31 protein-coding genes and 1 pseudogene are annotated in these 26,057 nt (G+C 42.1%); 28 read left to right on the top strand and 4 right to left on the bottom strand.

Annotation, left to right across the window (positions count from 1 at the left end):
- The first annotated feature begins 12 nt into the window (after positions 1–12).
- Positions 13–1,647: an McrB family protein gene (locus EP1_RS07055; protein ID WP_067625698.1), complete on the top strand. Its 1,635-nt coding sequence runs from the start codon at positions 13–15 to the stop codon at positions 1,645–1,647.
- Between the two features lie 9 nt (positions 1,648–1,656).
- Positions 1,657–2,922 carry a 5-methylcytosine restriction system specificity protein McrC gene (locus EP1_RS07050; RefSeq protein ID WP_067625696.1) on the top strand — a complete coding sequence of 422 codons (1,266 nt, stop codon included), beginning with the start codon at positions 1,657–1,659 and terminating at the stop codon, positions 2,920–2,922.
- Positions 2,923–2,979: 57 nt separating this feature from the next.
- Here EP1_RS07050 and EP1_RS07045 read toward each other — a convergent pair whose 3' ends face one another.
- From EP1_RS07045 to EP1_RS07030, 4 genes are read right to left on the bottom strand one after another with little or no spacing between them, the layout of a single operon-like run.
- Entirely contained in the window at positions 2,980–5,256 is a 2,277-nt protein-coding gene (locus EP1_RS07045) for an AAA family ATPase (protein WP_067625689.1), read from the bottom strand.
- A gap of 15 nt (positions 5,257–5,271) precedes the next feature.
- Entirely contained in the window at positions 5,272–5,478 is a 207-nt protein-coding gene (locus EP1_RS07040) for a helix-turn-helix domain-containing protein (RefSeq protein ID WP_067625687.1), read from the bottom strand.
- Positions 5,479–5,494: 16 nt separating this feature from the next.
- The gene (locus EP1_RS07035) at positions 5,495–6,145 is read right to left on the bottom strand and encodes a hypothetical protein (RefSeq protein ID WP_067625678.1); all 651 of its coding nucleotides are present in this window, start codon (positions 6,143–6,145) and stop codon (positions 5,495–5,497) included.
- Positions 6,135–7,046 carry a hypothetical protein gene (locus EP1_RS07030; RefSeq protein ID WP_067625676.1) on the bottom strand — a complete coding sequence of 304 codons (912 nt, stop codon included), beginning with the start codon at positions 7,044–7,046 and terminating at the stop codon, positions 6,135–6,137. The genes EP1_RS07035 and EP1_RS07030 overlap by 11 nt, the downstream gene beginning before the upstream one ends.
- A 497-nt stretch (positions 7,047–7,543) precedes the next feature.
- On the opposite strand from EP1_RS07030, the gene EP1_RS07025 reads away from it, so the two are divergent.
- From EP1_RS07025 to EP1_RS06900, 26 genes and pseudogenes are all read left to right on the top strand, one after another.
- A complete protein-coding gene (locus tag EP1_RS07025; RefSeq protein ID WP_067625665.1) occupies positions 7,544–8,155 on the top strand; it encodes an RNA polymerase sigma factor in 612 nt (203 codons plus the stop codon).
- Positions 8,156–8,312: 157 nt separating this feature from the next.
- Positions 8,313–8,513, top strand: coding sequence for a hypothetical protein (locus EP1_RS07020; RefSeq protein WP_067625662.1), 201 nt, complete (start codon positions 8,313–8,315; stop codon positions 8,511–8,513).
- Between the two features lies 1 nt (position 8,514).
- Positions 8,515–8,835 carry an rRNA biogenesis protein rrp5 gene (locus tag EP1_RS07015; RefSeq protein ID WP_067625659.1) on the top strand — a complete coding sequence of 107 codons (321 nt, stop codon included), beginning with the start codon at positions 8,515–8,517 and terminating at the stop codon, positions 8,833–8,835.
- A gap of 4 nt (positions 8,836–8,839) precedes the next feature.
- On the top strand, positions 8,840–9,994 hold the full coding sequence (locus tag EP1_RS07010; protein WP_067625656.1) for a DUF2800 domain-containing protein: 1,155 nt from the start codon (positions 8,840–8,842) through the stop codon (positions 9,992–9,994).
- Positions 9,975–10,490 (top strand): HNH endonuclease, encoded by a 516-nt coding sequence (locus EP1_RS07005; RefSeq protein WP_067625652.1) that lies wholly within the window; start codon positions 9,975–9,977, stop codon positions 10,488–10,490. Before EP1_RS07010 ends, EP1_RS07005 begins: the two co-directional genes overlap by 20 nt.
- The gene (locus EP1_RS07000; RefSeq protein ID WP_067625650.1) at positions 10,477–11,022 is read left to right on the top strand and encodes a DUF2815 family protein; all 546 of its coding nucleotides are present in this window, start codon (positions 10,477–10,479) and stop codon (positions 11,020–11,022) included. The genes EP1_RS07005 and EP1_RS07000 overlap by 14 nt, the downstream gene beginning before the upstream one ends.
- Before the next feature lie 62 nt (positions 11,023–11,084).
- Positions 11,085–13,022, top strand: coding sequence for a DNA polymerase (locus EP1_RS06995; protein WP_067625647.1), 1,938 nt, complete (start codon positions 11,085–11,087; stop codon positions 13,020–13,022).
- A gap of 145 nt (positions 13,023–13,167) precedes the next feature.
- Positions 13,168–13,836: a Rha family transcriptional regulator gene (locus EP1_RS06990; protein ID WP_067625644.1), complete on the top strand. Its 669-nt coding sequence runs from the start codon at positions 13,168–13,170 to the stop codon at positions 13,834–13,836.
- A 4-nt stretch (positions 13,837–13,840) separates the two neighbouring features.
- Positions 13,841–14,053 carry a hypothetical protein gene (locus tag EP1_RS06985; RefSeq protein ID WP_067625642.1) on the top strand — a complete coding sequence of 71 codons (213 nt, stop codon included), beginning with the start codon at positions 13,841–13,843 and terminating at the stop codon, positions 14,051–14,053.
- Positions 14,046–14,390 carry a DUF7768 domain-containing protein gene (locus EP1_RS06980; RefSeq protein ID WP_067625633.1) on the top strand — a complete coding sequence of 115 codons (345 nt, stop codon included), beginning with the start codon at positions 14,046–14,048 and terminating at the stop codon, positions 14,388–14,390. The genes EP1_RS06985 and EP1_RS06980 overlap by 8 nt, the downstream gene beginning before the upstream one ends.
- Complete coding sequence (locus EP1_RS06975; protein ID WP_067625631.1) at positions 14,383–16,626, top strand: phage/plasmid primase, P4 family; 2,244 nt, start codon at positions 14,383–14,385, stop codon at positions 16,624–16,626. The genes EP1_RS06980 and EP1_RS06975 overlap by 8 nt, the downstream gene beginning before the upstream one ends.
- 139 nt (positions 16,627–16,765) lie before the next feature.
- Positions 16,766–16,975, top strand: coding sequence for a hypothetical protein (locus EP1_RS06970; protein WP_067625628.1), 210 nt, complete (start codon positions 16,766–16,768; stop codon positions 16,973–16,975).
- Entirely contained in the window at positions 16,972–17,259 is a 288-nt protein-coding gene (locus EP1_RS06965) for a VRR-NUC domain-containing protein (protein ID WP_067625625.1), read from the top strand. Before EP1_RS06970 ends, EP1_RS06965 begins: the two co-directional genes overlap by 4 nt.
- Positions 17,256–18,613 (top strand): annotated as a pseudogene (locus tag EP1_RS06960) (SNF2-related protein). The gene EP1_RS06965 and the pseudogene EP1_RS06960 overlap by 4 nt, the downstream one beginning before the upstream one ends.
- The gene (locus EP1_RS06955; RefSeq protein WP_067625623.1) at positions 18,610–18,954 is read left to right on the top strand and encodes a hypothetical protein; all 345 of its coding nucleotides are present in this window, start codon (positions 18,610–18,612) and stop codon (positions 18,952–18,954) included. The pseudogene EP1_RS06960 and the gene EP1_RS06955 overlap by 4 nt, the downstream one beginning before the upstream one ends.
- 10 nt (positions 18,955–18,964) lie before the next feature.
- Positions 18,965–19,381 carry a DUF1492 domain-containing protein gene (locus EP1_RS06950; protein WP_067625621.1) on the top strand — a complete coding sequence of 139 codons (417 nt, stop codon included), beginning with the start codon at positions 18,965–18,967 and terminating at the stop codon, positions 19,379–19,381.
- 160 nt (positions 19,382–19,541) lie between these two features.
- Positions 19,542–19,901, top strand: coding sequence for an HNH endonuclease (locus tag EP1_RS06945; protein WP_083507513.1), 360 nt, complete (start codon positions 19,542–19,544; stop codon positions 19,899–19,901).
- 314 nt (positions 19,902–20,215) lie between these two features.
- Positions 20,216–20,611: a P27 family phage terminase small subunit gene (locus tag EP1_RS06940; RefSeq protein WP_226898796.1), complete on the top strand. Its 396-nt coding sequence runs from the start codon at positions 20,216–20,218 to the stop codon at positions 20,609–20,611.
- 4 nt (positions 20,612–20,615) lie between these two features.
- The gene (locus EP1_RS06935) at positions 20,616–21,398 is read left to right on the top strand and encodes an S-adenosylmethionine synthetase N-terminal domain-containing protein (protein ID WP_067625616.1); all 783 of its coding nucleotides are present in this window, start codon (positions 20,616–20,618) and stop codon (positions 21,396–21,398) included.
- Positions 21,399–22,649 carry a site-specific DNA-methyltransferase gene (locus EP1_RS06930; RefSeq protein WP_157065581.1) on the top strand — a complete coding sequence of 417 codons (1,251 nt, stop codon included), beginning with the start codon at positions 21,399–21,401 and terminating at the stop codon, positions 22,647–22,649.
- A gap of 88 nt (positions 22,650–22,737) precedes the next feature.
- Positions 22,738–23,127 carry a DUF4314 domain-containing protein gene (locus tag EP1_RS06925; RefSeq protein ID WP_067625613.1) on the top strand — a complete coding sequence of 130 codons (390 nt, stop codon included), beginning with the start codon at positions 22,738–22,740 and terminating at the stop codon, positions 23,125–23,127.
- Between the two features lie 2 nt (positions 23,128–23,129).
- A complete protein-coding gene (locus tag EP1_RS06920; protein WP_002362779.1) occupies positions 23,130–23,324 on the top strand; it encodes a DUF6900 domain-containing protein in 195 nt (64 codons plus the stop codon).
- A complete protein-coding gene (locus tag EP1_RS06915) occupies positions 23,308–23,496 on the top strand; it encodes a DUF5049 domain-containing protein (protein WP_067625610.1) in 189 nt (62 codons plus the stop codon). Before EP1_RS06920 ends, EP1_RS06915 begins: the two co-directional genes overlap by 17 nt.
- Positions 23,486–23,710, top strand: coding sequence for a DUF7678 domain-containing protein (locus EP1_RS06910; protein WP_067625607.1), 225 nt, complete (start codon positions 23,486–23,488; stop codon positions 23,708–23,710). Before EP1_RS06915 ends, EP1_RS06910 begins: the two co-directional genes overlap by 11 nt.
- 54 nt (positions 23,711–23,764) lie before the next feature.
- Positions 23,765–25,363: a terminase large subunit gene (locus EP1_RS06905; RefSeq protein ID WP_245630591.1), complete on the top strand. Its 1,599-nt coding sequence runs from the start codon at positions 23,765–23,767 to the stop codon at positions 25,361–25,363.
- Between the two features lie 69 nt (positions 25,364–25,432).
- Positions 25,433–26,020, top strand: coding sequence for a hypothetical protein (locus tag EP1_RS06900; protein WP_067625599.1), 588 nt, complete (start codon positions 25,433–25,435; stop codon positions 26,018–26,020).
- The last annotated feature ends 37 nt before the right edge of the window (positions 26,021–26,057 follow it).

Here is a 26,057-nt window from a genome sequence, read left to right as displayed (position 1 = left end):
GAGGAGGATACTATGGAGTGCTTTATACCGAAACAAGATGTGGTAGATTCGATAAATTATTTTAAAGAGCTACCCCTCGATACAGATGACAATTTATTTTTATATTTAATGGCTAAGCAAGCAGGAATCTCTATGACGTTTCCTGTGACGTTTATGACCAGTAAATTATCTGAACAACAAAAGAAAGATTATCTTCAGTCAATCTGGATGTTAGCCGGTTTGTTCGATTCAACTGAAGTTGCGGAGAAGAACAGTCTAATTTTCCCGAATAATTTTGGACGTATTTCATTTTATCAACCGGGCACAGCATATCAAAGCGTTGTGGGTAGGATTAAAGACACAATTCAGAAGAAAAACTTGGTTGTTCCTTTATATGATGACAATGAATCCGTATTAAAGTTAAGAAGAAATTATCAAGAAGTTTTGGAAGAAAACTATCTTCACGGTAATAAGATATCATTAAAACATCTATCTGCATGGGTTTTCCGGTTTACTAAATTTGAATTTGAATCATCTCCTAATGAAAAGCAATTTACAAAAGTGTTGGAGAAACATATTCGAAAGATGTTCAGAATCACGAAGAAAGATTTTTTGTGGCTTTTTGATGATGATTTATCTTTCAACAGAATAACTCCTGCCATAAATGGAATCACGGGTGAAGAAGTAAGAGGACAATTCGAATTTTCTGCAACGAAACTACCAGATATATCCGCTATGACAGGTTCTTCAGATGTGCAAATTAGTTTCGTTTCAAAAGATGTGACTGAGCAATACTTGGCTCTAAACGGAGATAATCCTAGCGACAAAGATATAATCTCAACTCTGTTGGATAAAAAACAAATTGTTCTAACAGGAGTACCGGGTGTTGGTAAATCGAGGTACACAAACCTTTTGAAAGATGATCCAATGTTCAAAGGTAGGACAGAAGTAGTTCAATTTCACGCCAATTATTCTTATGAAGACTTTATTGGTTCTGAAACTCTAGAGAGCAAAGATGGAGCTACACAAGTAAAAACTAAAATGGGTATCTTCTTGGAATTCATTGAGAAGATTAAGGCTGATAATAATTCGGAAAACAAATATTTATTCATCATTGATGAGTTAAATCGGGGGAACATTGCTGAAATCTTTGGAGAAACTATCCTTACCCTCGATAGGGATTATACAGTTAGACTGACAAAGGAAATAGCTGGAGTTACAAGTTTAAAAATACCGGATAACTTATATATTGTCGGAACAATGAATACAAGTGACCGGAATATTGCCTTTCTTGATTTAGCAATACGAAGACGTTTTGGATTCGTTAACCTATACCCTAATTATGATTTCCTTTCTGAAACTATTGAACTGGATGATATAGATTTAGGAAACGTCCTAAAAATTATAAATCAACGGATTTTGGAAACTTTAGGTGATCCAGAGCTTCTTTTAGGGCAATCATACTTTATCCCAGGTAAAGAGGCTAATAACAAATGGTCGATGGACTCATTTAAAAACCAATTTAACTTTGTTCTTCTTCCAACGTTAAAAGAATATAGTTTCAATGATTCAAATGCCATTAATGCGATTATTGGTGAAAATCTTGCTGATTCTTTACAAGATGTAGATGAGTTTGCAGAAGCATTTATTGCTGAATTTTCAATGTAGGTGATGGCTATGGGAGAATATCTTGATATAGCCGACCAAAATATAATAAGCATTCTTGAGAGTGAAGTCGAATTCTTCGAGCGCTTTACACGAAAAAATGGAGTCGTTTGGCGCTCAGAAGACAAATATAACTTGTTGTTACCTTTAAGCAAGTCATACGTTGGATATATAGTTACTCCAAAAAGAAAAATTAATTTGCAACCCAAGTACAGAGAAATTGGATTTGAACATATTTTTCGGATGTATCTATATGTATATGGGTACAAATCATCAGATAGTCCTGGGGTTTTGGATGTTTCGAAGTCACAGACTGATGTAGATGTTGTAAAATTATTCTTTGATAGTTTGCAGAAAAATATCCAAACAGGGATTATTCAAACTTATGTTAAAACTGCGATTACAAGCAGAAGCATAAGAGGGACTGTGAATTATCGAAAAACTTATATGAATCATCTGAAGGGGAAAAACAAGCCTATTGACACAAAGGTTTCACGGCTATCCCTCGACAATCTTCAGAACAGGCTTATAGTGACGGCTCTTTCGAAGTTGCGACATGTAAAAAGTTACTCAAGTATTTCATCAAGACTTCTTATGTATTTTGAGGGGGTTCCTGATAGTGTTGAGTCGGGTAGTAGTGTTTTTGAAACGTTAGTTTTCAATTCTAATACATCGAGGTACAGACAGACGCTCTTATATGCAGCAATGATAATTGACGAACTTGATTATGATGATGTGGGAAATTCTGTTGGTACAGAGAGTTTCATGGTCAATTTTGATAGATTATTCGAAGACTTCGTTGCTAAAGTTTTGAAGGATACGCCAAATACACGAGAATTCTTGACTTGGAAGGATTCTAAGAAATACGCTGATATTTTGAGTAACGGAACACGATTAGACAGTCGAGAATACTTGCCGGATATTCTTTACAAGTTCAAGTCGGAAGATGAGGCGTTTGATTATCTTCCATCATCTTACGCGGTTTTGGATGTTAAGAATAAAGCATACGGAGTATTTAAGAATGCTGATATATATCAAATTTTGATGTATGCTAAATTGCTTCATAGCAAAAAGGCATTGTTATTATATCCAGCTTTTTCAAGAAAATATCCTGAGGAACTAGTATTAAATCCCGAGATATTCGACCCTTCGATTATCACCGGTTGTTATATTAATATTGCTGACAATTCAGGAGAAAAATTCTTGGAATCGATACAATTTTTTGTTGATATGGTTGAGAGAACAATTTCTGACATTGAGATACGCAATAAATACTAAAAATCGCCTAGTCCACGAAATGTGGGCTAGGCGATTTCGGTTTGATGGCTTTTTATTTTAGTTAGTGCCCATCATCATTGCGTAGTGCTGGTCTTGCCCCATGATGTCGAAGATTTTCTTGAATGCTAATTTGCACGCATTAGGGTCCCCAGCATTATCAATGAACTGACTCCCATCAATGATATCTTTCTGAGTTGCAACGAGATACGAAAGCAGCCCTTGAACGATGTAGTAGTCTGGTTTGTAAGACTCATTCCCATTTTCATCTGTTTCGATGAATTCGGATATATTCTCAGACAATATTTTATCTCTCACAGTTCCTCCATTATAAGAACATATCTGGATGAAGTAGTGATTCAGAATTTGATGGATGATATGGGTCACTGCAATTGGCGAGTTGACCTCCTTTAGTTCAGTCCATAAAGCGTGGTAACCGTTTTGAACAGGGTCGATATTTTTCCGAAGGAGGGTTGTTCCATCAAATGCCAAAACATCCTCAATGCACGGAATTACTTCTGAATGATTATTTGCTTTCACGATTTTAAAGAAGGCAACGTAATCCCAATACTTAACCATGTTCGCAGTGACGTCATTATGGAAATAACTGTTGTGGGTGAGTACAAAAATCTGCTTGATGTAATCATTTTCACTTGTAGGATTTGAGGCGGCGTTGTTCCGACAGATTTCAATCATTTCTCGCGTCAAGGCACTCACGATGAATAATGCACCGCTATCCATACTCGAGACTGGATCGTCAATGACTACAATTTTCGGCTTGTTTGTTCCATCTTCAGTTTTGCTTCCATGAACCAAATGATAGAAGTACAGGAAGGCAATAAAATTCTGTTCCCCCTCGCTCAGATTTTCAGCTATTGAGTCATCTTCGCGGACAATCTTGTACGTATTAGTGATTTGTTTATTTTCTTTGATCCGAAATCCTTGAAATCCCGAGTCTTTTAGCAGTGTATTCATCGCCTTGACACTATCGGTGGTATTAGTGTTTTTTGTGCTCAATTTTTGAATTTCAATCTTTAGCGCATTCCCTCGTGCTATCAAATCATTCATTTGTTCTTCTAGCTTAGTTATCTCTTGTTGGAAAGAAGTCATACTTGTCTGATAAGCATCAACTTGAGGCTTTAGGCTGAAGTAGATTAGTTCCCAGACTTTCGTGATGCATTCTGTTTTTTTCTTTGGCTTTTCGTTAACGATTGCATTGTTGTGGTCAATCACCGCATTAAGGTTGGCGATAATTTCATCAAGGTGGTCGATAATTGAAGCAACGTCTTTGAGCGCTACGGGTGTTGCTGGCTCTTTGATTTTCCTGTCAATGATTGATTGATTCTCACTCAATGTTGCGATTAGTTGACTTGAAACAGCATTATATTCTGACAAATCAAGTTTAGAAAGAGTTTCACTAGCATTTTTTTCTAGAGTATCTTTGATGGAGGATATAGCCGTGCTGTAACTGTTTTTGAAAGAACCAAGTGCATCCATATCAATTTGATATTGCTCATCAAAAGCACTTTTTATGTCTTGCTCAAAGCTTGGAGGTAGCACTTGCTGGCAATATGGACATTTTCCATCAGTTTCTGGAAACTTTTCATGCCCTTGATGAACCCAGTCACTTGTTTGATATTTTTTCACAAATTGAGCAAAACTGGTATTGCTACTACTAACTATTGATTTCTCAAATAACGAAGATGGAGCAAGGAGAGTTTTATCTAGGCTCTGCATTCTTCGGTAAAACGTTGAAGTTTTATCGAAAGCTGTATCAGACATATTTTTCAGTTCATCAAAATCGTGTTCCACAGCCTTAGTCTGCTTTAGAAGCTCAGGAACAAAAACATCTACGTTCCCACGTTTTCCTTTCATTGCTTCCTGAAAGTTGTTCCTGAATTTATCTGAAGAATCAAATACAGATTTTTTGAATGAAGTTGTCGTTTTTTCTTGGTCAATAATCTTTTCATCACGCAACTTTTTAGCAGAACGGTATTCGTCTCCTAGAGTTGACTTTTTATCTTCTAACTCTTTTATTTTGTCCGCTGCACTTTTATCATCTTCACCGATTGTGAAGATGCCAGAAACGGCTCCATAATTTGCGAAATTTCGTTTGATAAAGTCATCGTTATACACTAAAACTGAAAAGTCAGATTCAGATTTTCCGTCTTTCCATGTGATACCTCGATTGGCATTAATTTCACGACCAATCGTAGATTTACCCACTCCATTTTTCCCATAGAAGAAATTAATAAGGCTGGGTGTAACAGTTACGTTGTGATATGTTGACGTATTAAGCTTTAACCCTATAATTTCACCAAGAATTTTTTCGTCCAAATGTCATCCCTCCAATCAATCTGCGATTTTACCTTCTCGTAGCCATTCATCAACTTCTGATATTTTAAATTTATATCGTTTGCCGGCCCGGTGAATTGGTAGTTTTCCATCACGGAGCCAGATTCGAATAGTATCCTTGCTGACACTGAGATATTCAGCAATGTCCTCAAGGTTCACCCATTTCTCAATTACTTCTTCATTATCTACTTTCTTGTCAGTCAAAATTATCCCTCCAGAATTAAAGTGACACGAGCACCTTATTTAGCTTTCTCATTTCTGCTATTAAGTCCACTTGCTTGATTGACCAGTGAGTTCGGTTTAATTCGTGCTTGTATTCATTTCCGAGTATCCCAAGGACTTCTAGGTGATGGTTCAGAAATTGTTGTTGTATTGGTGTATGTTCAAACTCTGTAAAAGAGAAACGATACCCACCATCGAATTCTCGAATTTTTGTAATCAGACCATATTTCGCCCAGTGGTCATCCGTGGTCTCTCCGAAACTCAGATTTTCTGTCGTAATTATTGAAGGAAACGTCTTGATCTGTTCAACAATATCAATGGTGAGAGGAAGGAAAGTTTGTTGAACCTCAATGCTAGTAAAGGATGTTAGTGACTGGTCGTATTTGAGTTCAAAACAATTACTGGTAAATTCAAAGCCCTTATCAAGAACAAAAAGGTTGTAATAATGTGTATTCATTCTTGAATTTAACACGTTGCTTAGTGCCCGTGCATCGTTGGCCGTTCCAGCGACAATCAGATTCGTCTCGTTATTCACGAACTTTCCTTGATTGAGGACTTGAACACTATCTGGGCCAGATTGAGTGAACGCATTTGTAGCCTGAATAATAGGAGTTTCATCATCCTTGATTTGTAATTGATTATCGTTCATCTACTCCCCTCGACTTTCTATTAATGAATGTCCCAAAATTGTTAACCATAGTGCTTCCACTACCGAACTGGTTAAAAACGTTCATCGTCTGATTATAGGTGTTATTGGCCCGAGTTTCTTCATTTGATTCAGTTTTTCCAGATTTTTCGTTGTCTAAAATTTCAGGCTCGACAATTTCAACTTCGGGTTCATCCTGAATCTTTTGAGAGTATGAACTATTAATTAGCCTTGATACCTTTAATTCAGGGCGAAAAGTTTTACCAATTTCGCTTATAAACTCTTTCTGAGCGTTGGGCTCGCCTTGCAGTGTATGCCAACTATCAATTGTTGCCTTTCCAATCGTGTTGTCATTTCGATTCATGATGATGAAATGCCAAATACCAAGGAGGAATGACTCGATTGAAACATCGGTAATTGTACCAAGTTGGCTTTTAATTAAAGCGCTACCATTTTCTCCGATATGGAAAGCAGCATCATCCAAGACACTTGAATCCTCCATCAGCAATTCAAGGATGGCGCGAACTAGCCATGAGCTCTTTGCAGGAGTTTCAATATCAATGTATGTTTCAACAAACTCTCTCATGCGGTTAAGCGGTGCTAGGTAGTTTGTCAGGATTTCTTGATTGAATGATGAAATGATAGCAGGGTCATCGTACCGAAAATATACGTCACCTATCTTATTGCAGTTTTTGTATTTTGATGTCATGGTATTGAACGATTTATCGTCAGGCAAGTAGCTTGTCGGGTCGAAGACTCTAATCAGCGATCGGAAAACGTTGCCGTTTGATAAACTGACCTTTTCTCCATTTATAGTTACGTGTGATCTATTATGTGGCTTGACTGCTTGCAGAAGCAAAGTCAGAAACGTTCCACCGCACAGTTTAGGTATATTACTAGTCATTAACGATTTGCCTCCTTGCAAAATCCTTGAATTAATAACCTTAGTAACCTCGGAAACCTTGGAAACTATTTATCTCAAAAATCGGAAACTTCATGATGTCTTTAGAAAGTTATTTCTAGAGGCATTTTTTGTTTCCAGTGGTTGGTTAATTGGAATGGCAAATAAACCTAATTCCTACTAACTCATAATAACTATTATATCAGATTTTAAGAATTTGATATATAGACGTATTTTAACCTTCACTCAATGAACTCAATCCTCCTAGAGGGCTTTCTAAAAACAATATTCGTTCAAGATAGCCGGCTGAAAGAACGGAAAGACCAACTGAATTTTGAAATAAGCAAAAGGCACCACTATGCCTAATTGCGCTCATTTTCAAATTTTGTGGGGCTTACCGTCTATTTCAGTGTGGCTTTTTTAAGTGCCTTAAATATCGGTATATCCGCTTCAAGCATTGGTCTCTCCGTTCTGTTGAACAGACAAATGGAGGGTCAGTGATGACTAAATTAAAGCGTACGCCACAAAAAGAACGTGGCACTTACAAGTATTTTGGAGCAAATGGGAAAGTGGTCGATGAGTTGAAACCTGGGGAACGTGGCATTACAGAACTCGATATCTATGAGTTGCATCAACGTGATGACCGTGAAGTCTACAGCAATTTAAAGGCAATTCAAGGTATTCGTACCAACAAGGAAAAAGCCGCAATCCGTGCTTGGATTCCTAGGTTCATCGAACAGTTCAAACGTGACCATCACGGTATTGGACCGACAAAAGATGTCGTGGAGGATGCGGTCATGAAGGAGTTTCCGATGGTAGAGCTTCTTTCCTTCAATGCAATGGATTCCATTAACTATGCGGAAGACAAAAGTGACTTGATGTACAAGGCTTATCTGGAAGAACAGTCAAAGAAAGTGACTGATCCACGTGTTGACGAGTTACTTGAGTTGATGGAAAAGTTGACGGACAACCAACGTTGGTTGATTCAAAAAGTTTTCTATGAAGGTGTTTCACAAACTGATGTGGCAGTTGAACTTGGAATCACCAAACAAGCAGTTCAAAACCGCTTGAACAAAATCTACGCTCGTTTGCGTAATCTGTTCAACAAGTAAAGACGTGAGATGTAGACCTCAGAATTATCAAAATATTGAGGTCTAACTTTTTTCAAAAAAATTTTCTCTTACAGGTTTACTTTGGGGATTTTGGTTCGCCTATAACGTGTAAGGGGGGTAAGCCTCATACAAAAAATCAAATTGAGGAGGAACTCAAATGAAATTGAAACATCGTGTATGCATTCGTGTCACGGATGAAGATGGCAACAAAGAGACCGTGCTTCAAGGTGGTTTGCGTAATTTGCCACGGAAGTTCGTTCAATGGTTGTTTGGTGAGAACATGGAAATTATCGTGTTAACACCGGGACAATCCATTGAATCAGTCGAAATTCATGAAGTGAAGAAGGAGGCGGAATAGTATGAGCCGAATGAAGTTATTGCTTCAAGTAACAGATGACGTGCAAGCACTCGCTGACAGTTTGCGTGAACTGGTTGAGGCGATGCAGTCAGGTGAGCCTGAACAAGTACCGGCACCAAAGCCACAAACAAAAGAAGGAGCAGTTGAACCTGAGGTTAAGCAACCAACACTTGAAGAAGTTCGAGGCTTGCTTGCTCGTAAGTCTCAAGAAGGTAAGTCATCAGATGTTAAGACACTGATTGAGAAGTTTGGTGCAAGTCGCTTAAGCGAGATTCAGCCTGAGAGCTACATTGCTTTGATGGCAGAAGCGGAGGTGCTATAACCATATGCCAACAAAACACGCAATCCTTTCAGCCTCTTCCAGTAACCGTTGGATTCATTGCCCGCCAAGCGTGAGGCTGTCAGAAGGCTTTGAAAACAAGTCTAGTCCATATGCCCAGCAAGGGACTGATGCGCATACTCTCTGTGAGTACAAGTTGCACCAGTTGCTCGGGGGCGAAGGAGAAGACCCTAGGTCAACACTTGAGTTTTATGATGACGAGATGGAGGAGTGCTCGGAAAGCTATGCCACCTTTGTTATGGAAGAAGTGGCAAAGGCAAGACAGACGACAGCTGACCCAATTGTCATTGTAGAACAGCGACTCGACTTTTCTAGGTTCGTACCTGAAGGCTTTGGGACAGGTGACTGCTTAGTCATAGCTGACGGGACACTTTCGGTCATTGATATGAAGTATGGATTAGGAATTTTAGTTGATGCTTATCAGAACCCACAGATGATGTGCTATGCACTTGGAGCTTTGGAGCTGTTTGATGGCATCTACGACATTCAAGAAGTGCAGATGACCATCTTCCAGCCGAGACGTGAAAACGTCAGCTCCTACACCTTGTCTAAAGAAGAACTGTATCAATGGGCGGAACAAGTCCTAGCACCTGCTGCCAATCTTGCATTTAAGGGTGAAGGCGAATTCCACTGTGGCAAATGGTGTGGCTTCTGTCCTGCAAAGAACAACTGTCGTGCTCGAGCTGAACAGAATCTTGAATTAGCGAAGTACGAGTTCAAGAAACCAGATTTTCTCGAGGATGAAGAAATCGAGGAAATTCTCTCAAAAATCGATGACCTGGTTTCGTGGAGTAATGATATCAAGGAGTACGCCTTGAAACTAGCTCTTAGTGGCAAGCAGTGGGCAAATCATAAGTTGGTCGAAGGTCGCTCAACTCGGAAGTATTCCAATGAAAATGATGTAGCGGCAGCCGTCATCAAAGCAGGTTATGACCCTTATGACAAGAAATTACTTGGTGTTACCGCTATGACGAAAGCACTTGGGAAAGCTAAGTTTGATGATTTATTGAGCGAATACATCATTAAGCCACCCGGCAAGCTCACACTCGTCACCAATTCTGACAAACGTCAGGCGGTTCATATTGATTCAGCAACGGATGATTTTTCGGAGGTGAACTTAGATGAAAGAGATTCCACTTAATCATGGAGCAGTCGCTATAGTTGATGACGATGACTATGAACGTTTGAAAGGATTTACCTACAACATCAACAATTGTGGCTATGCTCGAAGGTACGATAAAGAATTATCACTTAGACGAAACAAGGTCAGCTGTATTTTGATGCATCGGGATATCATGGGAACACCACCACCAGGATTGTTCGTAGACCATATCAATAGAAATCGGCTTGATAACAGGAAGTGCAATCTAAGGTTTGTAACCCGAAAACAAAATAATGCGAATCGTGGCAAGAATAAGAACAAGCCATCTACTTCTCGGTATCTTGGTGTTTCTTATGACCCAAAACGGAAGAAATGGAAAGCTCAAATTAGCCACTATAACAAAAATAAGTTCATCGGTAGGTACGATACTGAAGAACAGGCTGCGGTTGCATACAATGTAGCAGCCATTCATTATCATGGCAAGTTTGCCAATTTAAACGATATTACGGAGGAAAAAACAAATGAACAAGAATAAAACTAAAGTTGTAACGTCAAAGAACACCCGTCTCTCATACTTTCATGGATGGACTCCAGTATCAATTAATGGTGGTCCAGAAAAATATTCAACTGCTGTCTTGATTCCTAAATCAGATACAGCAACACTCGATGCTATTGAAAAAGCTATTGATGCAGCAATTGAAGAGGGGCTTGCTAAATTTGGGGGCAAGAAACCAAATAAAGCAGCTATCAAATTGCCCCTTCGTGACGGGGATATTGAACGTGATGACGAAGCGTACAAAGGGCACTATTTCATCAATGCTAACTCGACTACCCCACCTCAAATTGTGGATCAAAATGTTCAACCAATTCTCGACCAATCACAAGTTTATAGCGGATGCTACGCTCGTGTGTCAATCAACTTTTATGCCTTTAATTCAAATGGGAATAAAGGTATTGCAGCAGGTCTTGGAAATCTTCAATTTGTTCGAGATGGAGAACCACTTGCGGGTAAATCAAGTGCAAGTGATGATTTTGAAACTTTGGCAGATGACGACTTTTTAGCATAGGAACGAACTCAGGGCGATGGGGGCTATCTCCTGTCGCCTGTTTTAGCTTGGAGTGATTTATTTTGAAACATCTTTCATTGGATCTTGAGACCTATTCGAGTGTCGATATCTCGAAATGCGGAGTCTACAAATATTCGGAAAGTCCAGACTTTGAAATTATGCTATTCGCTTACAGCGTGGATGGAAGTCTTGTGGAGGTGGTTGACCTTAGTCAAGGGGAGCACATACCTCAAGAAATCCTTGAAGCACTATCTGATGAATCAGTGATTAAACACGCATTCAATGCGAACTTTGAGCGTGTGTGCCTATCACGTTTTCTGGGGATTGACGATTTTCTCAGTCCACGAGCTTGGCAGTGCACGATGATTTGGGCAGCTACTTTAGGCTTGCCTTTATCACTTGCAGGTGTTGGTGCAGTTCTCGGGCTAGATAAGCAAAAACTGTCGGAAGGGAAAGACTTAATTCGATATTTTTGTGTGCCTTGTAATCCAACCAAAACAAACGGTGGTCGAACTCGTAACCACCCTCACAATGCACCAGATAAGTGGGCATCCTTTAAGGATTACAACATTCGTGACGTTGAGGTTGAACTAGCAATACAGAAGAAACTATCAAGCTTTCCCGTACCTCAAGAAACGTGGGAGGAATATTGGCTGGATCAAGAAATCAATGACCGAGGAATCGAAATTGATATGACCTTGGCGGATGCAGCAGTTCGTTTGGATGAATTATCGAAGAATGAAATAAACGAAAAATTGAAGGAGTTAACAGAACTCGAAAATCCCAACAGTGTCCTTCAGATGCGTAGTTGGTTGAACGACCATGGTCTTGAAGCTGAATCACTTGGTAAGGCTGCAGTAGCTGAATTACTCGCTTCTACTGATGATGAATTGCTAAAAGAAGTGCTGATACTCCGCCAACAACTGGCCAAGTCATCAGTCAGGAAGTATCAGGCGATGCAGAATTTTGCCTGCTCAGATAATCGTGCCAGAGGACTTTTTCAATTTTATGGAGCCAACCGCACAGGTCGATTTGCAGGCCGTGGTATTCAACTACAAAACCTCCCTCAAAACCATATGGCAGACTTGGAGGAAGCGCGTGGCCTTGTCCGTCAGGGTGATTATGATTCTCTTTCCTTGCTATATGACAGTGTCCCTAACGTCCTTTCTGAATTGATTCGGACTGCCTTTATACCAAGAGAGGGAATGAAGTTCATCGTATCCGATTTTTCTGCGATTGAGGCACGAGTCATTGCTTGGCTCGCAGGTGAGAAATGGCGACAAGAGGTATTCAAGAATGGTGGCGACATTTACTGTGCATCAGCTAGTCAGATGTTTGGTGTTCCTGTTGAAAAGCATGGTGTGAATCAACACCTCCGTCAAAAAGGGAAAATCTCAGAGTTGGCTCTAGGCTACGGTGGCTCGGTCGGAGCACTCAAAGCAATGGGTGCATTGAATATGGGGCTAACCGAAGAGGAACTTCAACCGCTAGTAACCTCGTGGCGTGATTCCAATCCAGCAATTACAAAGCTGTGGTGGGACGTAGACCGTGCAGTAAAAGACTGTGTCAAGCAGCGTGGAAAGACGGAAACACACGGTATCAAGTTTGAATACAAATCAGGCTTTCTCTTTATCCATCTTTTATCTGGTCGAAAGCTTGCTTACGTGAAACCCCAGATTGGAGAGAATCGCTTTGGTGGAGAGTCTGTCACTTATGAAGGAGTAGGGGCAACGAAGAAGTGGGAACGGCTTGAAAGCTATGGTCCGAAGTTTGTCGAAAACATTGTGCAAGCTATGGCGCGTGACATTCTTTGCTTTGCGATGGAAAACCTGCGTCAATATGACATCGTTGGTTCAGTTCATGATGAGGTGATTATTGAAGTTGAACCTGCAACAACGGTTGAGAAGATTAACAAAATCATGGTTCAAGCTCCCTCATGGGCAGATGGGCTATTACTCAATGCGGACGGTTACGAGTGCATGTTTTACCAGAAAGATTAGTTGAAATTGTGGAGTCAGAAAAGGCTTCGCGAATTATTTTGAAATTTTTTTCGTCAAGGGGGTTTATTTTTGACGTTTTGGTTCGCCTGTAACTTAGGAGGGTAAGAGAAGCCCTTCCTAATAACAAATAGGAGGCGGATTAGTAATGAAAGAATTAATCCCTAAAAACGAGTATGGCATTTTTGCCGACTCTCATGACACTGCTCGTGTCGACAGTTTGTATGTTGCTCAGTATTTCGAGAAGAAACACAAGAACGTGCTACGTGCCATCGAAAACATCATCTCGGTTGACTCGGGTGTTAGCCGTCAATTTGCTCGGCTCAATTTTGAGCCCGGGTCATACCGAGATGCACAGAACCAAAAACGTCCATGCTATTTCATGACTCGTGATGGCTTCATGATTTTGGTAATGGGATTCACTGGCAAGAAAGCGATGAGGATTAAAGAGTTCTACATCGACTTGTTTAACCAGATGGAAGCGACCATCAAAGTTCGTGACGATTTGCGAGTAGAGTACCCGATACTGACGGACAACATCACATTGATTCACGAGAACCCTCGTCCACATCATTACAGTAACGAAGCAAATATGCTCAATAAGATTGTCACTGGTATGAGCGCAAAAGAGTACAAGCTGAAAAATGGAATCCCGTTAGATGTATCAAGTATTCGTCCGTATCTTACAAATCAAGAACGTGAGCAACTTGATATCCTGCAACGTATCGACACGGGCTTATTGCTTTCAGTTCCTGATTACCACGAACGCAAGCAAAAGCTCGAATGGTACTACATGAAGAAATTTAAGGAGGTCTAAATCTATGTTTTATGTGAAAGAAAAAATGAGTGATGTGGCTGAACTGACCATCGAAATCACAGATGAAAACGTCTACTGCACTTGTCCCAAATGTGGGGTAGAAGTTTCGGTGGACTTAGCAGAAGTTTTGAAAGATGGAGATTCTGATTTGTTTAGTACGGCAGTTTGCTGTGCCAACTGCAGTCGGAAAATTCAGGAAGGAGAACCCAATGCCTAAACGATCTGATTACCGACCAATGGTTTATATCTGCTCAGCTTTCTCAGGCGATGAGTTAACAAATATTGAAAAGACCAAGCGCTACTGTCGTTATGCTGTTGACCACGATTGTATGCCAGTCGCCCCACATCTCATGTACCCACAGTTTATGGATGAAACTACCGAGCGTGAATTGGCTATCCATATGGACTTAGTCCTGCTCGGCAAATGTGAGGAAATCTGGGTCATTGGCAACCACCTGTCGAAGGGGATGGCGATTGAGTTGGAACAAGCCCAATGGTGGGGCAAGCATATCCGTTATTTTGACGAGGAGATGAAGGAGGTTTTCCATGATTAATTTCACGCTTTACACAGCGAACTCTGTCGGCAATTCCAAGACCAGCGTGTTCCCAACTAAGGATGTGGTCACTGACAAGGTAAGTTTCCAACATGCTGTTCAATATGACCACGTCACTGCGGAATATAAGAACAACTACCGAAAAGGTGACAACTTCATCCAGTCTGATGTGATTCCGCTCGATTGCGACAATGACCATTCGGATAACCCATCTGATTGGGTAACTTCCCTTGATGTGGCGATGGAGTTTCCAGATGTTGCTTTTGCGGTTAGCTATTCACGCAATCACAACAAGGTCAAGGGTGATAAGGTAGCTCGTCCACGGTTCCACGTTTATTTCCCAATTAGTCCTGTCACTGATAAGGACGAATACGTCAACTTGAAACAACAAATCAACGAGGTGTTTCCTTACTTTGACGACAATGCGATGGATGCAGCAAGACTCCTTTTCGGAACAAGCAACACCGATGTCGAAATCAACGAAGGCTCGAAACGCATTACTGACACTCTTTCAGAGGACTTGTTTACGGATTGGGAGAACAGCTTGTCGGAGATTGGCGAGGGGTCTCGAAATTCGACCATGAGTCACATCGCTGGAAAGCTCATCAAGCGGTACGGGGCAAAGAAAGAGACTTATGACCTCTTTCTCGAGCAGGCGGAGAACTGTAATCCGCCACTCCCTGACGAGGAGCTTAAGACCATCTGGAATTCAGCTGTGAACTTTGGGAAGAAGGTCAAGCAGCAAGAAGACTACATTCCACCAGAGCAGTACAACAAGGACACAGAGCTTGAACCGACCGACTACTCAGATGTGGGGCAAGCCACTGTCCTAGCACGGGAGTATGCCTGCAAACTCCGCTATTCACCATCCACCGACTATATCGTTTACAACGGGTCTTACTGGGAGGAGTCTGCACCCAAGTCACAAGCAGTAGCTCAAGCTTTGACGGAACGCCAACTTGAAGAAGCAGAAACGGCTATTACCAAACAAACCCAAGAAATGGTGAAGAACGGGGCTTTTGCAATTCTCGCATCCGTTGGTCCTAAGAAAGCAGTGACGATGTTCAACAAAGTCCAAGCCCACTCGTATGAATTGTTTGAGGCAGCTCAGGCTTACAAGAAATACGCAGTGAAGAGACGGGATGACAAGTATTTGACGTCAGCCTTAAAGGTGGCACGTCCCATGCTTGAAATCGAGCAACGCATTCTCGATGTGAACGAGTTTCTTCTGAACACACCTTCCGCCACCTACGATTTACGTACCGGTGTAACCCAAGCCCACAAGGCAGAGGACTACATCACCAAGCAGACGGAATGTGACCCGTGCTCTGACAATGACCAAGTCTGGTTGGATGCCCTTAACACCATTTTCGTGGGCGATCAAGAGCTAATTGATTACGTCCAGATGATTGTGGGTTTGGCTGCTATTGGCAAGGTTTACGTTGAGGCACTCATCATTTCTTACGGTGAAGGTCGAAACGGGAAGTCCACTTTCTGGAACGTCATCAGTCGAGTGCTCGGGAATTACTCGGGTAGCATTTCCGCTGATATTTTGACCAGTCAAATCCGCAGAAACGTGAAACCTGAACTTGCGGAAGCGAAAGGCAAACGCCTCCTCATCGCAGCCGAGCTTGAGGAAGGGATGCGCCTTAACACATCCAATATCAAGCAGTTGTGCTCGACTGACGAAATTGCGGCTGAGAAGAAATACAAGGATCCGTTCAAGTATGTACCCACCCATACTTTGGTGCTTTATACCAATCACCTGCCCAAGGTTGGAGCGATTGATAAGGGGACGTGGAGACGGCTGATTGTCATTCCATTCCTTGCCACGATTGAAGGCAACAAAGACATCAAGAATTACGCAGACTATCTCTTTGAAAATGCAGGTGGTGCTATCTTGCAGTGGATTATCGAGGGTGCAAAGAAAGTCATTGCAGCTAACTATCATCTTCCACTGCCAGTGGTGGTTGATGAAGCCCTCAAGCAATACAAATCTGATAATGACTGGTTAGGTCATTTCTTGGATGAGTGTTGTGAGGTTGATAAGACCTACACCCAAAAGTCGGGCGAGCTTTATACCGAGTATCGTGCTTTCTGTATGCGTAACGGTGAGTATGCAAGGAGTGCAGGTGATTTCTACACAGCTTTGGAAGCCGAAGGAATCACGCGCCGGCGAAGTAAAAAAGGTGTCACCGTTTATGGTTTGAAACTAGCCTCGGAGTTCCTAGATTAAAGGGATTTTTCGGTAATGGTGTATTAAGGTGTATGCCTTTATATAACTTTTCTTAGAAGGTAAAAAAATAAGACCTATATAAAGTTATAGAAAAGGTATTCACACCTATGCACCAATAAAAGAATTGGAGATTAACACTATGAAATTTAAGCAATGGTTAGAAATCGGTATCGGGAAACGAGATGCCAGTTTTGATGCATTTTACGAGTTTGCCTCAAATGATATGACCTATCCTTGGAAAAAGTCATTCGAGAAGCAAGTCGCATATCTGATGATTCACTACACCAACGAAGGGCATCTTGAAGTATTGCGTGATGCATACTTTGAGTATTTGACGGTGTGGCTATGAGAGAAAGACAAGTTGAAATGGCACTGGTGAAAGCAGTGAAGGCAAGAGGTGGTATTTGTCCTAAGTTCGTATCACCCGGGCTGTCTGGTGTGCCTGACAGATTGGTTCTTATGCCAAATGGCAAGATGGGCTTTGTTGAGGCGAAAGCACCAACGAAGAAACCTCGAGCATTACAGCTTTATCGGATGAAGCAATTCAAGGATTTAGGATTCAAGTGCTTTATCCTTGATGATGTTGAGCAGATTCCAGCATTGATTGAGAGAATTGGAGGTGATGCCCGATGAAGTTCATACCACATGAATATCAGAAGTTTGCGATGGAGCACATCAAGAACAACAAGATTTCTGCTTTATTCCTTGATATGGGCTTGGGTCTGGAAAAACAGTAACGACCCTCACAGCCATTAAGGATTTGATGTATGACGATTTTTCCGTCAAGAAAACTTTAATCATCGCACCCCTCAGAGTAACGTCTTCAACATGGCCAAGTGAAATTGAGAAGTGGGATCACTTGAAAGATTTGACCTATTCCGTGGTTCTCGGCACACCCAAGCAACGTAAAGAGGCACTTTGGAAGAAGGCTGACCTGTATCTGATTAACCGAGAAAACCTGGATTGGTTAATCACGAAGTCTGGTTATGACTTTGATTTTGACTGTGTGATAATCGATGAGTTGAGCAGTTTCAAAAACTACAAGGCAAAACGATTTACAAGTTTGATGAAAGTCCGACATAAGATTGACCGAATCGTTGGTCTGACGGGAACGCCTTCAAGTAATGGTCTTATGGACTTGTTTGCGGAGTTCAAGGTTTTAGATATGGGTGAGCGGTTGGAATATTACATCTCAAGGTATCGGGACAAGTATTTCTTGCCTGATAAGCGGAACGGCATGCAAATCTATTCTTGGAAACCACGAGAAAATGCCGAACAAGAAATCTACGATAAGATTTCCGATATTACGATATCGATGAAGTCGGTGGACTTCTTGGATATGCCTGAACTCGTGATAAACGAAGTGCCTGTATACCTTGGACCGGCAGAGAGGTTGAAGTACGACAAATTTAAGGCGGACTTGGTGCTACAACTCAAAGATGCAGACATCGATGCGGCTAATGCAGCAGTTCTTTCCAACAAGCTACTGCAAATGGCGAATGGTGCAATTTATGACGAGTTCAACGTCAGCCATCACATTCACGACCAGAAATTGGATGCTTTGGAAGATTTGATTGAAGGAGCGAACGGCAAGCCGATATTAATCGCTTATTGGTTTCAACACGACCTTGAGCGAATCAAAGAACGGTTCAAGGTTCATCAAATTAAGACAGCTTCCGACATTGAAGAATGGAACAAAGGAAACATTCCTGTTGCTATGATTCATCCAGCAAGTGCGGGACACGGACTGAACCTACAAGCAGGTGGTTCGACCCTTGTGTGGTTTGGGTTAACGTGGAGCCTTGAGCTTTACCAACAGACCAATGCAAGGCTGTGGCGACAAGGACAGAACGACACTGTGGTCATCCATCACATCATCGTCAAGGATACGATTGATGAAGATGTGATGTTGGCTTTGAAACTAAAAGATAAGACTCAAGCGAGTTTGATAGATGCCGTGAAGGCAAGATTGGAGGAAACAAAATGATTAGTGTACTTGAAAAACGATATGCATTGCGTAAAGGACTGAAGGAAGATTTGGATTTATACTTGAAAAAGTCGAAGGAAAATCCTGAGTATCAGCTTAACGAGGATTTGGAGCGAATAACTTCAGGCAAGATTCAATTTTATGCCGACTTAACCAAGTGGTTTTATAAGGTAACGATGGAAATTCAAGATCCTTTGAAACTTCGTGTTTTCCATCTTCGTTACAACATGGGCTTTGAGATGTCAGAAATTGCCGATGGTCTTGGCATGACCACTGACGAAATTGAAATGCTCATCGGTAAAACAGAACAGGATCTTCTACAGTACGAGTGGTTCAGATAGGAGGCGGCAAATGACACCAAAAGAATATCTAAAACAGACTGATGCAATGAAAAAGCACATCAACTCTCTTGAGGTGGAATTGGAGGAGATGAAAGCTTTGTCAGTTTCCGTCTCCGCTGTACGTTATGATGAAGAACGAATCAATAGCGGTACAAAGAATACGGAAGCACCATTCATCCGAAGTCTTGAACGGATTGCTGAGACGGAAAACAAGATTGAGAAAGCTAAGCAAGCCTTGTTGAATCTGCAATGGGATATCAGTGAAGCAATTGCTACTCTTGATGACGTTGATGAACGTGCAGTACTTCGTGCTAGGTACGTGAATGGGAAGAGTTGGGGTGTGATTGCTAAGCAGATGTGTTATTCTCAAAGCACTGTTCATCGCATCCACGCCAACGCTTTGAATCATTTTTCAGTACCAAATTGAAAGTTGACACACCGTGAGAGTTCATGAGAGTCAATGACACATTGTGTAATTAATTCAAGGTGGTAAAATAGTATTATCAAAAAACTATAACCAACCAAGCCTTCGTGGAGAAATCTGCGAGGGCTTTTACTTTGCACAGAAAGGAGAGCACACCATGCCAATGAAACCGGCTAAACCCTGTAAGTATCCTGGTTGTCCGCACCTAACGCATGCCGACTACTGCGAAGAGCATAGATTACTTGCGAGGAAACGTTACGAGAAATACGAGCGTGATCCGGAGACCAACAAACGTTACGGCAGAGCTTGGAAAAAGATACGGGCAAGATACGTGGCAGCTCATCCTTTGTGCGAGATGTGTCAGGCAGAAGGAAGGCTTACGCCAACCGAGATTGTCCATCACATCAAAGAACTAAGTGAAGGCGGAACGCATGACTTTTCTAATCTGATGAGTGTGTGTAAATCCTGCCACTCACGCATCCATATGACACGAATGAATACGAAAGATAAAACTAGCTTGTAAGAGTTAGCAATGGGGAGGGGCGGTCAACATCTCTACGACCTATCGAATTGAACAGCGCGCTAGGCTCTCACGCGCAAAAAGTTCAATTCAAAGCCCCTATTAACCCCCTAGAGGAAAAGGAGGCGAGAATCATCGCAAGAGACGGTACAAATAGAGGCGGTAGACGTGCGAAGGCTGGTTCTAAACCAACGCCTCTAGCAGATAAATTAGCAGCCGGGAAGTCCGGCAAACGAATCGAAATACATGAATTTGAACCTGAGACATTATTGGTCGGAGGTGATATTGGCGAAGGGGCTGAGCTTGAAGGAGCAGATATGCCAGACCCAAGCGAGTACCTTTCTGCTAAACAAAAGGACGGCACAACCTTGGGCGCTGATGAATTATTCCGTGAAACGTGGTTGTGGCTGAAGGAACGTGGCTGCGAGAAGTTAGTAAGTCCTCGTGTGCTTGAAAGTTACGCTCAAGCTTTTGCGCGTTACATTCAGTGCGAACAGGCTGTCAGCCAATATGGTCTGCTCGGGAAACACCCAACAACGGGTGGCGTGGTGACGAGTCCATTCGTCACAATGAGCCAAAGTTTTCAGAAGCAAGCCAATCTTTTATGGTATGAGATTTTCGATATTGTAAAGCAAAATTGCACGACAGATTTTGAAGGTAGTCCCAATGATGACATGATGGAACGTTTGCTTCGTTCCAAGAAAGGAAATTAAACCGATGATAGAAAAAGTAAATCCAAGCCATCCTGACAAGCTTGCCGACCGTATTGCTGGGGCAATCGTGGACTTGGCTTACCAAGAAGAAACAAATCCAAAGATAGCAGTTGAGGTTTTAATCGGCCATGGTGTGTGCCATGTGATTATTGAAACTTCAACTGCTCTTTCTTTTGAGGAAGTGCGAAATGCAATCAAACGAATCGCGGGTGATGTCAAACAAGACATTGTGGTCGTCCCTCAAGACGAAGAACTTGCAGAAAACCAAGCGGATGAAATTCGTTGTGGTGATAACGGCATATTCAAGGGAGCACCATTGACTGATGAACAACTCAAGCTCTCAAAAATCGTACGTGACCTTTATGACAAGTATCCAACAGATGGCAAGTACATCCTTGACGGTGACCGTTTAATCATCTGTCAAAGTCACGCCAAGACAGCTGACCTCTTGGAATTGTATCCAATAGCTCAAGTGAATCCACTGGGTGATTGGACTGGCGGTCCTGATGTGGATACTGGAGCAACCAACCGTAAGCTTGGTTCAGATATGGCTGACTCAGTCACAGGCGGTGGATTACACGGGAAAGACTTATCCAAGGCGGATGTCTCAATCAACATCCACGCTTTTCTTAAAGCCCAACAAACGGGACAACCAGTCGAGTTAGTTTGTGCCATTGGTGATGACCAAGTTGATGGCTTGCCCTACTTGGAAATCGTAGAGGAAGCACGAGACTTCGTGAATCAACTTGGAGGATTCGAGAAATTGGCGGAATGGGGGTTGTTCTAGATGATTAAAACAATCGACCATTTTGAAAAAGTAGACATTGAAAAGCTCGTCCCCTATGCCCGTAACTCAAGAACTCACTCCAAGGAACAGGTTCTCCAACTTCGTGCATCCCTTCGTGAGTTTGGCTTTCTTAATCCTTGTTTGATTGACGAAGAGTTCAATGTCATTGCAGGGCATGGACGAATTATGGCGGCGAAGGAAGAAGGTATTAAAGAAGTGCCTTGTATCTTTATCGAGCATCTAACTGAGGCACAAAAGCGAGCCTACATCATTGCCGACAACAAACTCGCCATGAACGCTGGCTGGGACGATGAAATGCTCTCGATTGAGTTGTCTGACCTTCAAGGTGCGGACTTCGATTTGGACTTGCTCGGTTTTGATGCTGCTGAGATTGACCAGTTACTGAATGGCGATGCGGAAGCACAAGAAGATAAGTTTGATGTGGATGCCGAACTTGAGAAACCAACCTTCTCGAAAACCGGGGACTTGTGGCTGCTTGGCAATCACCGTCTGGTTTGTGGAGACAGTACCAAGCAAGAAACCTATGATGTTCTGATGGATGGAAAACTTGCCAATCTCACCGTGACGGATCCTCCTTACAACGTGAACTACGAAGGTAGTGCGGGCAAAATCAAAAATGACAATATGGCAAACGAGGCGTTTTACACATTCCTGTATGACACTTTTTCTTGTATGGAAAAAGCAATGGCTGATGATGCCAGCATTTATGTTTTCCATGCAGACACGGAAGGTTTGAATTTCCGTAGAGCTTTTGTTGAAGCGGGATTTTACCTCTCGGGAACTTGTATCTGGAAGAAACAAAGCCTCGTCCTTGGTCGCTCTCCCTATCAGTGGCAACATGAGCCGGTTCTTTACGGTTGGAAGAAGAAAGGCAAGCACCAATGGTACACAGGTCGTAAGGAGTCGACCATTTGGGAATTTGATAAACCTAAGAAAAATGGTGACCACCCAACCATGAAACCTATTCCGTTGCTTGCCTATCCAATCACCAATTCGAGCATGAGTAACTGCATTGTGCTTGATCCTTTTGGTGGCAGCGGCTCAACGTTGATTGCTTGTGAGCAGACAAACCGCATTTGCCACACGATTGAACTGGATGAGAAGTTCGTTGACGTGATTGTAAATCGTTATATCGAACAGGTTGGTTCAGCTGACTCTGTACGAGTGATCCGCGATGCTCAAACGCTCACCTATGAAGATGTGTTTTCGAGGGACGATTGTATCAACTAAAACCATTAAGAACTGGCTAATCACTTGATATAAAAGGCTTTTTGAGTGATATATGTAATGAACAAAAAAGCAAAAGGAGGACATCAAGATGATGCCAAATCGTGAAACAATCGAACGCTTGAAAGAAACATACCCTGAAGGCACACGGGTGGAACTGGTAGCCATGAGCGACACGTACGCCCCACCAAAGGGCACACAAGGAACAGTAACGGGGGTGGATGACATTGGTTCGCTTCTCGTGAAATGGGACAATGGTTCAAGCCTCAACGTGTTGTACGGGGAGGACATGGTGCGAATCGTCAAGCCCAAGAAAACTTTCAAACTGGTTTTCCAAAACGGAACCGTTAAGGAATATGCGACTTATGAAGAGGCATGGGATCTTGTCACCGACATGGTGTTGAATGACGACTTGGTCTGGGTGGACTTTTACCCAACCGAACATAACTGGGATATGATTCGCATAAGGAAGGGGTTCTAACCATGGGAGTGAGCAAACGTAAAATCTACAACATTGCCAAGAAACACATCTACGGTTTGCCTGAACGGGGTGACTTGAAGGCACATAACAGTGACCGTGAAGATTTCCTCGACATTGCCGTGTGGAGCCTTGAGGATGCGTTAATCGCAGCCTACGAGCAAGGTAGAAAGGATGGGCAAAATGAATCCAAGAATTAAGAAACAAATCATCGCGATTCAAGAGTCAGGGCTTACCAATATGCTCGATACCAATTACGTTCAGCGACTTGCCCACGAACGAAACTTCTTTGAACTCGTGATTTTCATTGAGGACCACAAGAATGACTATGTGCATTTCATCATGACAGGAGATGAAACAGATGTGGACTAATGGCGTGATTAAGATTGATAAGACCAGCGTGACCTTCAGCGTGAAGCATTTTGAAGAACCTAGCGAGTTTGGGATTGACGAAGGTCGCATTTCCAAACTTGAGTTGAGAGTGAAGGGAAAGATTGTCGCCAACTACGACCGTGGATGGGATATTAAACCAAGTGATGATGCGGTTGAGAAAGCATTGCAATGTGTGCTTGGGGCATACAACTAAAATTTTCGAAGAACAGCTTGAGGGCTGTTTTTCTTATGGAAAGGAGTGGTGCGGTTGCCTTTGAAGAAATATAAACCGACCAAGTTTAAGGCGAAGACATCCAAGTACGATAAGGAATTAGCTGATTATGCCGTGAACTTTATCGAGTGCCTGAGTCATACCAAAGGAACATGGGCAGGAAAACCGTTTGAACTCCTTGATTGGCAAGAACAAATCATCCGTGATTTATTTGGCACGGTGAAGCCAAATGGTTATCGGCAGTTCAATACGGCTTACATTGAAATCCCCAAGAAGATGGGGAAATCAGAACTTGCGGCTGCGGTCGCTTTGTTGCTTACTTGTGGTGATGGTGAAGAACGTGCCGAGGTTTATGGTTGTGCAGCTGATAGACAACAAGCCTCAATTGTATTTGAGGTAGCTGCCGATATGGTGCGGATGTGTCCAGCGCTCAATAAGCGAGTGAAGATTCTTGCCTCGCAAAAGCGTATAGTCTTTAAGCCAACGAACAGCTTTTATCAAGTATTGTCAGCGGAGGCTTATTCAAAGCACGGCTTTAATATTCATGGGGTCGTCTTTGATGAGCTACATACCCAGTCCAACCGTAAGCTCTTTGATGTAATGACGAAGGGTTCAGGTGATGCACGTACCCAACCTTTGTATTTCTTGATTACGACTGCTGGGACGGATACCAATTCCATCTGTTACGAAACGCATCAGAAGGCTCTTGATATTATAGACGGACGTAAGCACGACTCGACTTTCTATCCTGTGATTTATGGGGCAGATGAGAGTGATGATTGGACAGATCCGAAAGTTTGGAAGAAGGCGAACCCTTCTCTTGGTATTACAGTTGGCATTGATAAGGTCAAGGCTGCTTGTGAATCTGCCAAGCAAAATCCTGCTGAGGAAAACTCATTCCGGCAACTGCGCCTGAACCAATGGGTGAAACAAGCCATTCGGTGGATGCCAATGGATAAATGGGATTCTTGCGGCTTCAAGGTCAATGAGAAATCGCTAGAAGGACGTGTCTGTTATGGGGGTCTTGACCTTTCAAGCACCACCGACATCACATCCTTTGTTTTGGTTTTTCCGCCTGAAGATGAGGATGACAAATTTGTCGTCTTGCCTTACTTCTGGATACCTGAAGACACACTTGACCTTCGGGTGAAACGTGACCACGTTCCCTATGACTTATGGGAAAAGCAGGGGTGGCTTAAAACTACTGAGGGGAATGTCGTTCACTACGGGTTCATTGAAACCTTCATCGAGGAGCTAGGGCAAAAATATAACATCCGAGAAATCGCCTTTGACCGTTGGGGTGCTGTTCAGATGGTTCAGAACCTCGAGGGAATGGGCTTTACGGTTGTACCGTTCGGACAAGGGTTTAAGGATATGAGCCCGCCAACGAAAGAGCTGATGAAACTGACACTTGAGCAGAAAATCGCTCACGGAGCTCATCCCGTTCTTCGGTGGAATATGGATAACATCTTCATTCGAACTGACCCTGCAGGAAACATCAAAGCCGATAAAGAAAAATCAACGGAGAAGATTGATGGTGCGATTGCGACCATCATGGCACTCGACCGTGCTATCCGTTGTGGGAACAACAATTCTGCAAGTGTCTATGACGATAGGGGTTTGTTAATTCTGTGATATGAGGTGAATGATTAATTCTCGTATAGTAAAATGATTTTAGAACCTTAAATCGGAGGGCTTTTCTTTATGATTTCAATTTCAACAGATCTATACAAGTACACTCAATTTCGAGGGAGAACAGAAGATAATTTTCCCGGATTATATGGGAAAGCATCTTCTGTTCAAGTAGACGGTAATAAGAGGATAGAAGAAGCTGAAAGGCAAGCAGATAGGGAACCGACTGCTAAGGAGAAAGTCATTGAGTTGACTACCACTTTTTTTGAGGAAGTGGTAGGGATACCAAATATCACAGTTGTAGATCATAAGATTGATAAAGGTGACATTAGAAAAAATAAGAATGTTGGAGTACCATACGGACCACTGAAAGATAAGTACAAGTTAAATAATATTAATCACATTATTTGGTTGAAGTTCACTACTGATGGTTACTTAGGATGTGTTGCTGCCAGCAATGATATAAATTTTGGCAATACAAATCCATCTGGGATGATAATTGCCCACCTTAAAAAGAAATGGAATGAAGAATTTGTATTGATTGTTCCGCTTCCTCAGATTACGGATGGACTTAGAAAAGACTTGGAGTGTGGTTTAGGGAATTATCTTAGCGAAAAAGGAGTTCCAATTTTAGATTTTTATTCGCACAGATTTCAATAATTCAAAATTGGCATCTCACTTGAGGTGCTTTTTTAAT

Origin of the sequence: Enterococcus pseudoavium NBRC 100491, assembly GCF_001544295.1 — a bacterium.
Classification (GTDB): domain Bacteria; phylum Bacillota; class Bacilli; order Lactobacillales; family Enterococcaceae; genus Enterococcus_A; species Enterococcus_A pseudoavium.
Note: the sequence above shows the minus strand (reverse complement) of the source record. Positions and strands in the feature narration are given on the sequence as shown.

What these genes read in the sequence shown, in the direction of transcription:
- EP1_RS07055 (WP_067625698.1), top strand. Translation starts at nt 13, where the DNA reads ATGGAGTGCTTTATACCGAAACAAGATGTGGTAGATTCGATAAATTAT.
- EP1_RS07050 (WP_067625696.1), top strand. Translation starts at nt 1,657, where the DNA reads ATGGGAGAATATCTTGATATAGCCGACCAAAATATAATAAGCATTCTT.
- EP1_RS07035 (WP_067625678.1), bottom strand. Translation starts at nt 6,145, where the DNA reads ATGAACGATAATCAATTACAAATCAAGGATGATGAAACTCCTATTATT.
- EP1_RS07030 (WP_067625676.1), bottom strand. Translation starts at nt 7,046, where the DNA reads ATGACTAGTAATATACCTAAACTGTGCGGTGGAACGTTTCTGACTTTG.
- EP1_RS07025 (WP_067625665.1), top strand. Translation starts at nt 7,544, where the DNA reads ATGACTAAATTAAAGCGTACGCCACAAAAAGAACGTGGCACTTACAAG.
- EP1_RS07020 (WP_067625662.1), top strand. Translation starts at nt 8,313, where the DNA reads ATGAAATTGAAACATCGTGTATGCATTCGTGTCACGGATGAAGATGGC.
- EP1_RS07015 (WP_067625659.1), top strand. Translation starts at nt 8,515, where the DNA reads ATGAGCCGAATGAAGTTATTGCTTCAAGTAACAGATGACGTGCAAGCA.
- EP1_RS07010 (WP_067625656.1), top strand. Translation starts at nt 8,840, where the DNA reads ATGCCAACAAAACACGCAATCCTTTCAGCCTCTTCCAGTAACCGTTGG.
- EP1_RS07005 (WP_067625652.1), top strand. Translation starts at nt 9,975, where the DNA reads ATGAAAGAGATTCCACTTAATCATGGAGCAGTCGCTATAGTTGATGAC.
- EP1_RS07000 (WP_067625650.1), top strand. Translation starts at nt 10,477, where the DNA reads ATGAACAAGAATAAAACTAAAGTTGTAACGTCAAAGAACACCCGTCTC.
- EP1_RS06990 (WP_067625644.1), top strand. Translation starts at nt 13,168, where the DNA reads ATGAAAGAATTAATCCCTAAAAACGAGTATGGCATTTTTGCCGACTCT.
- EP1_RS06985 (WP_067625642.1), top strand. Translation starts at nt 13,841, where the DNA reads ATGTTTTATGTGAAAGAAAAAATGAGTGATGTGGCTGAACTGACCATC.
- EP1_RS06980 (WP_067625633.1), top strand. Translation starts at nt 14,046, where the DNA reads ATGCCTAAACGATCTGATTACCGACCAATGGTTTATATCTGCTCAGCT.
- EP1_RS06975 (WP_067625631.1), top strand. Translation starts at nt 14,383, where the DNA reads ATGATTAATTTCACGCTTTACACAGCGAACTCTGTCGGCAATTCCAAG.
- EP1_RS06970 (WP_067625628.1), top strand. Translation starts at nt 16,766, where the DNA reads ATGAAATTTAAGCAATGGTTAGAAATCGGTATCGGGAAACGAGATGCC.
- EP1_RS06965 (WP_067625625.1), top strand. Translation starts at nt 16,972, where the DNA reads ATGAGAGAAAGACAAGTTGAAATGGCACTGGTGAAAGCAGTGAAGGCA.
- EP1_RS06955 (WP_067625623.1), top strand. Translation starts at nt 18,610, where the DNA reads ATGATTAGTGTACTTGAAAAACGATATGCATTGCGTAAAGGACTGAAG.
- EP1_RS06950 (WP_067625621.1), top strand. Translation starts at nt 18,965, where the DNA reads ATGACACCAAAAGAATATCTAAAACAGACTGATGCAATGAAAAAGCAC.
- EP1_RS06945 (WP_083507513.1), top strand. Translation starts at nt 19,542, where the DNA reads ATGAAACCGGCTAAACCCTGTAAGTATCCTGGTTGTCCGCACCTAACG.
- EP1_RS06940 (WP_226898796.1), top strand. Translation starts at nt 20,216, where the DNA reads ATGCCAGACCCAAGCGAGTACCTTTCTGCTAAACAAAAGGACGGCACA.
- EP1_RS06935 (WP_067625616.1), top strand. Translation starts at nt 20,616, where the DNA reads ATGATAGAAAAAGTAAATCCAAGCCATCCTGACAAGCTTGCCGACCGT.
- EP1_RS06930 (WP_157065581.1), top strand. Translation starts at nt 21,399, where the DNA reads ATGATTAAAACAATCGACCATTTTGAAAAAGTAGACATTGAAAAGCTC.
- EP1_RS06925 (WP_067625613.1), top strand. Translation starts at nt 22,738, where the DNA reads ATGATGCCAAATCGTGAAACAATCGAACGCTTGAAAGAAACATACCCT.
- EP1_RS06920 (WP_002362779.1), top strand. Translation starts at nt 23,130, where the DNA reads ATGGGAGTGAGCAAACGTAAAATCTACAACATTGCCAAGAAACACATC.
- EP1_RS06915 (WP_067625610.1), top strand. Translation starts at nt 23,308, where the DNA reads ATGAATCCAAGAATTAAGAAACAAATCATCGCGATTCAAGAGTCAGGG.
- EP1_RS06910 (WP_067625607.1), top strand. Translation starts at nt 23,486, where the DNA reads ATGTGGACTAATGGCGTGATTAAGATTGATAAGACCAGCGTGACCTTC.
- EP1_RS06900 (WP_067625599.1), top strand. Translation starts at nt 25,433, where the DNA reads ATGATTTCAATTTCAACAGATCTATACAAGTACACTCAATTTCGAGGG.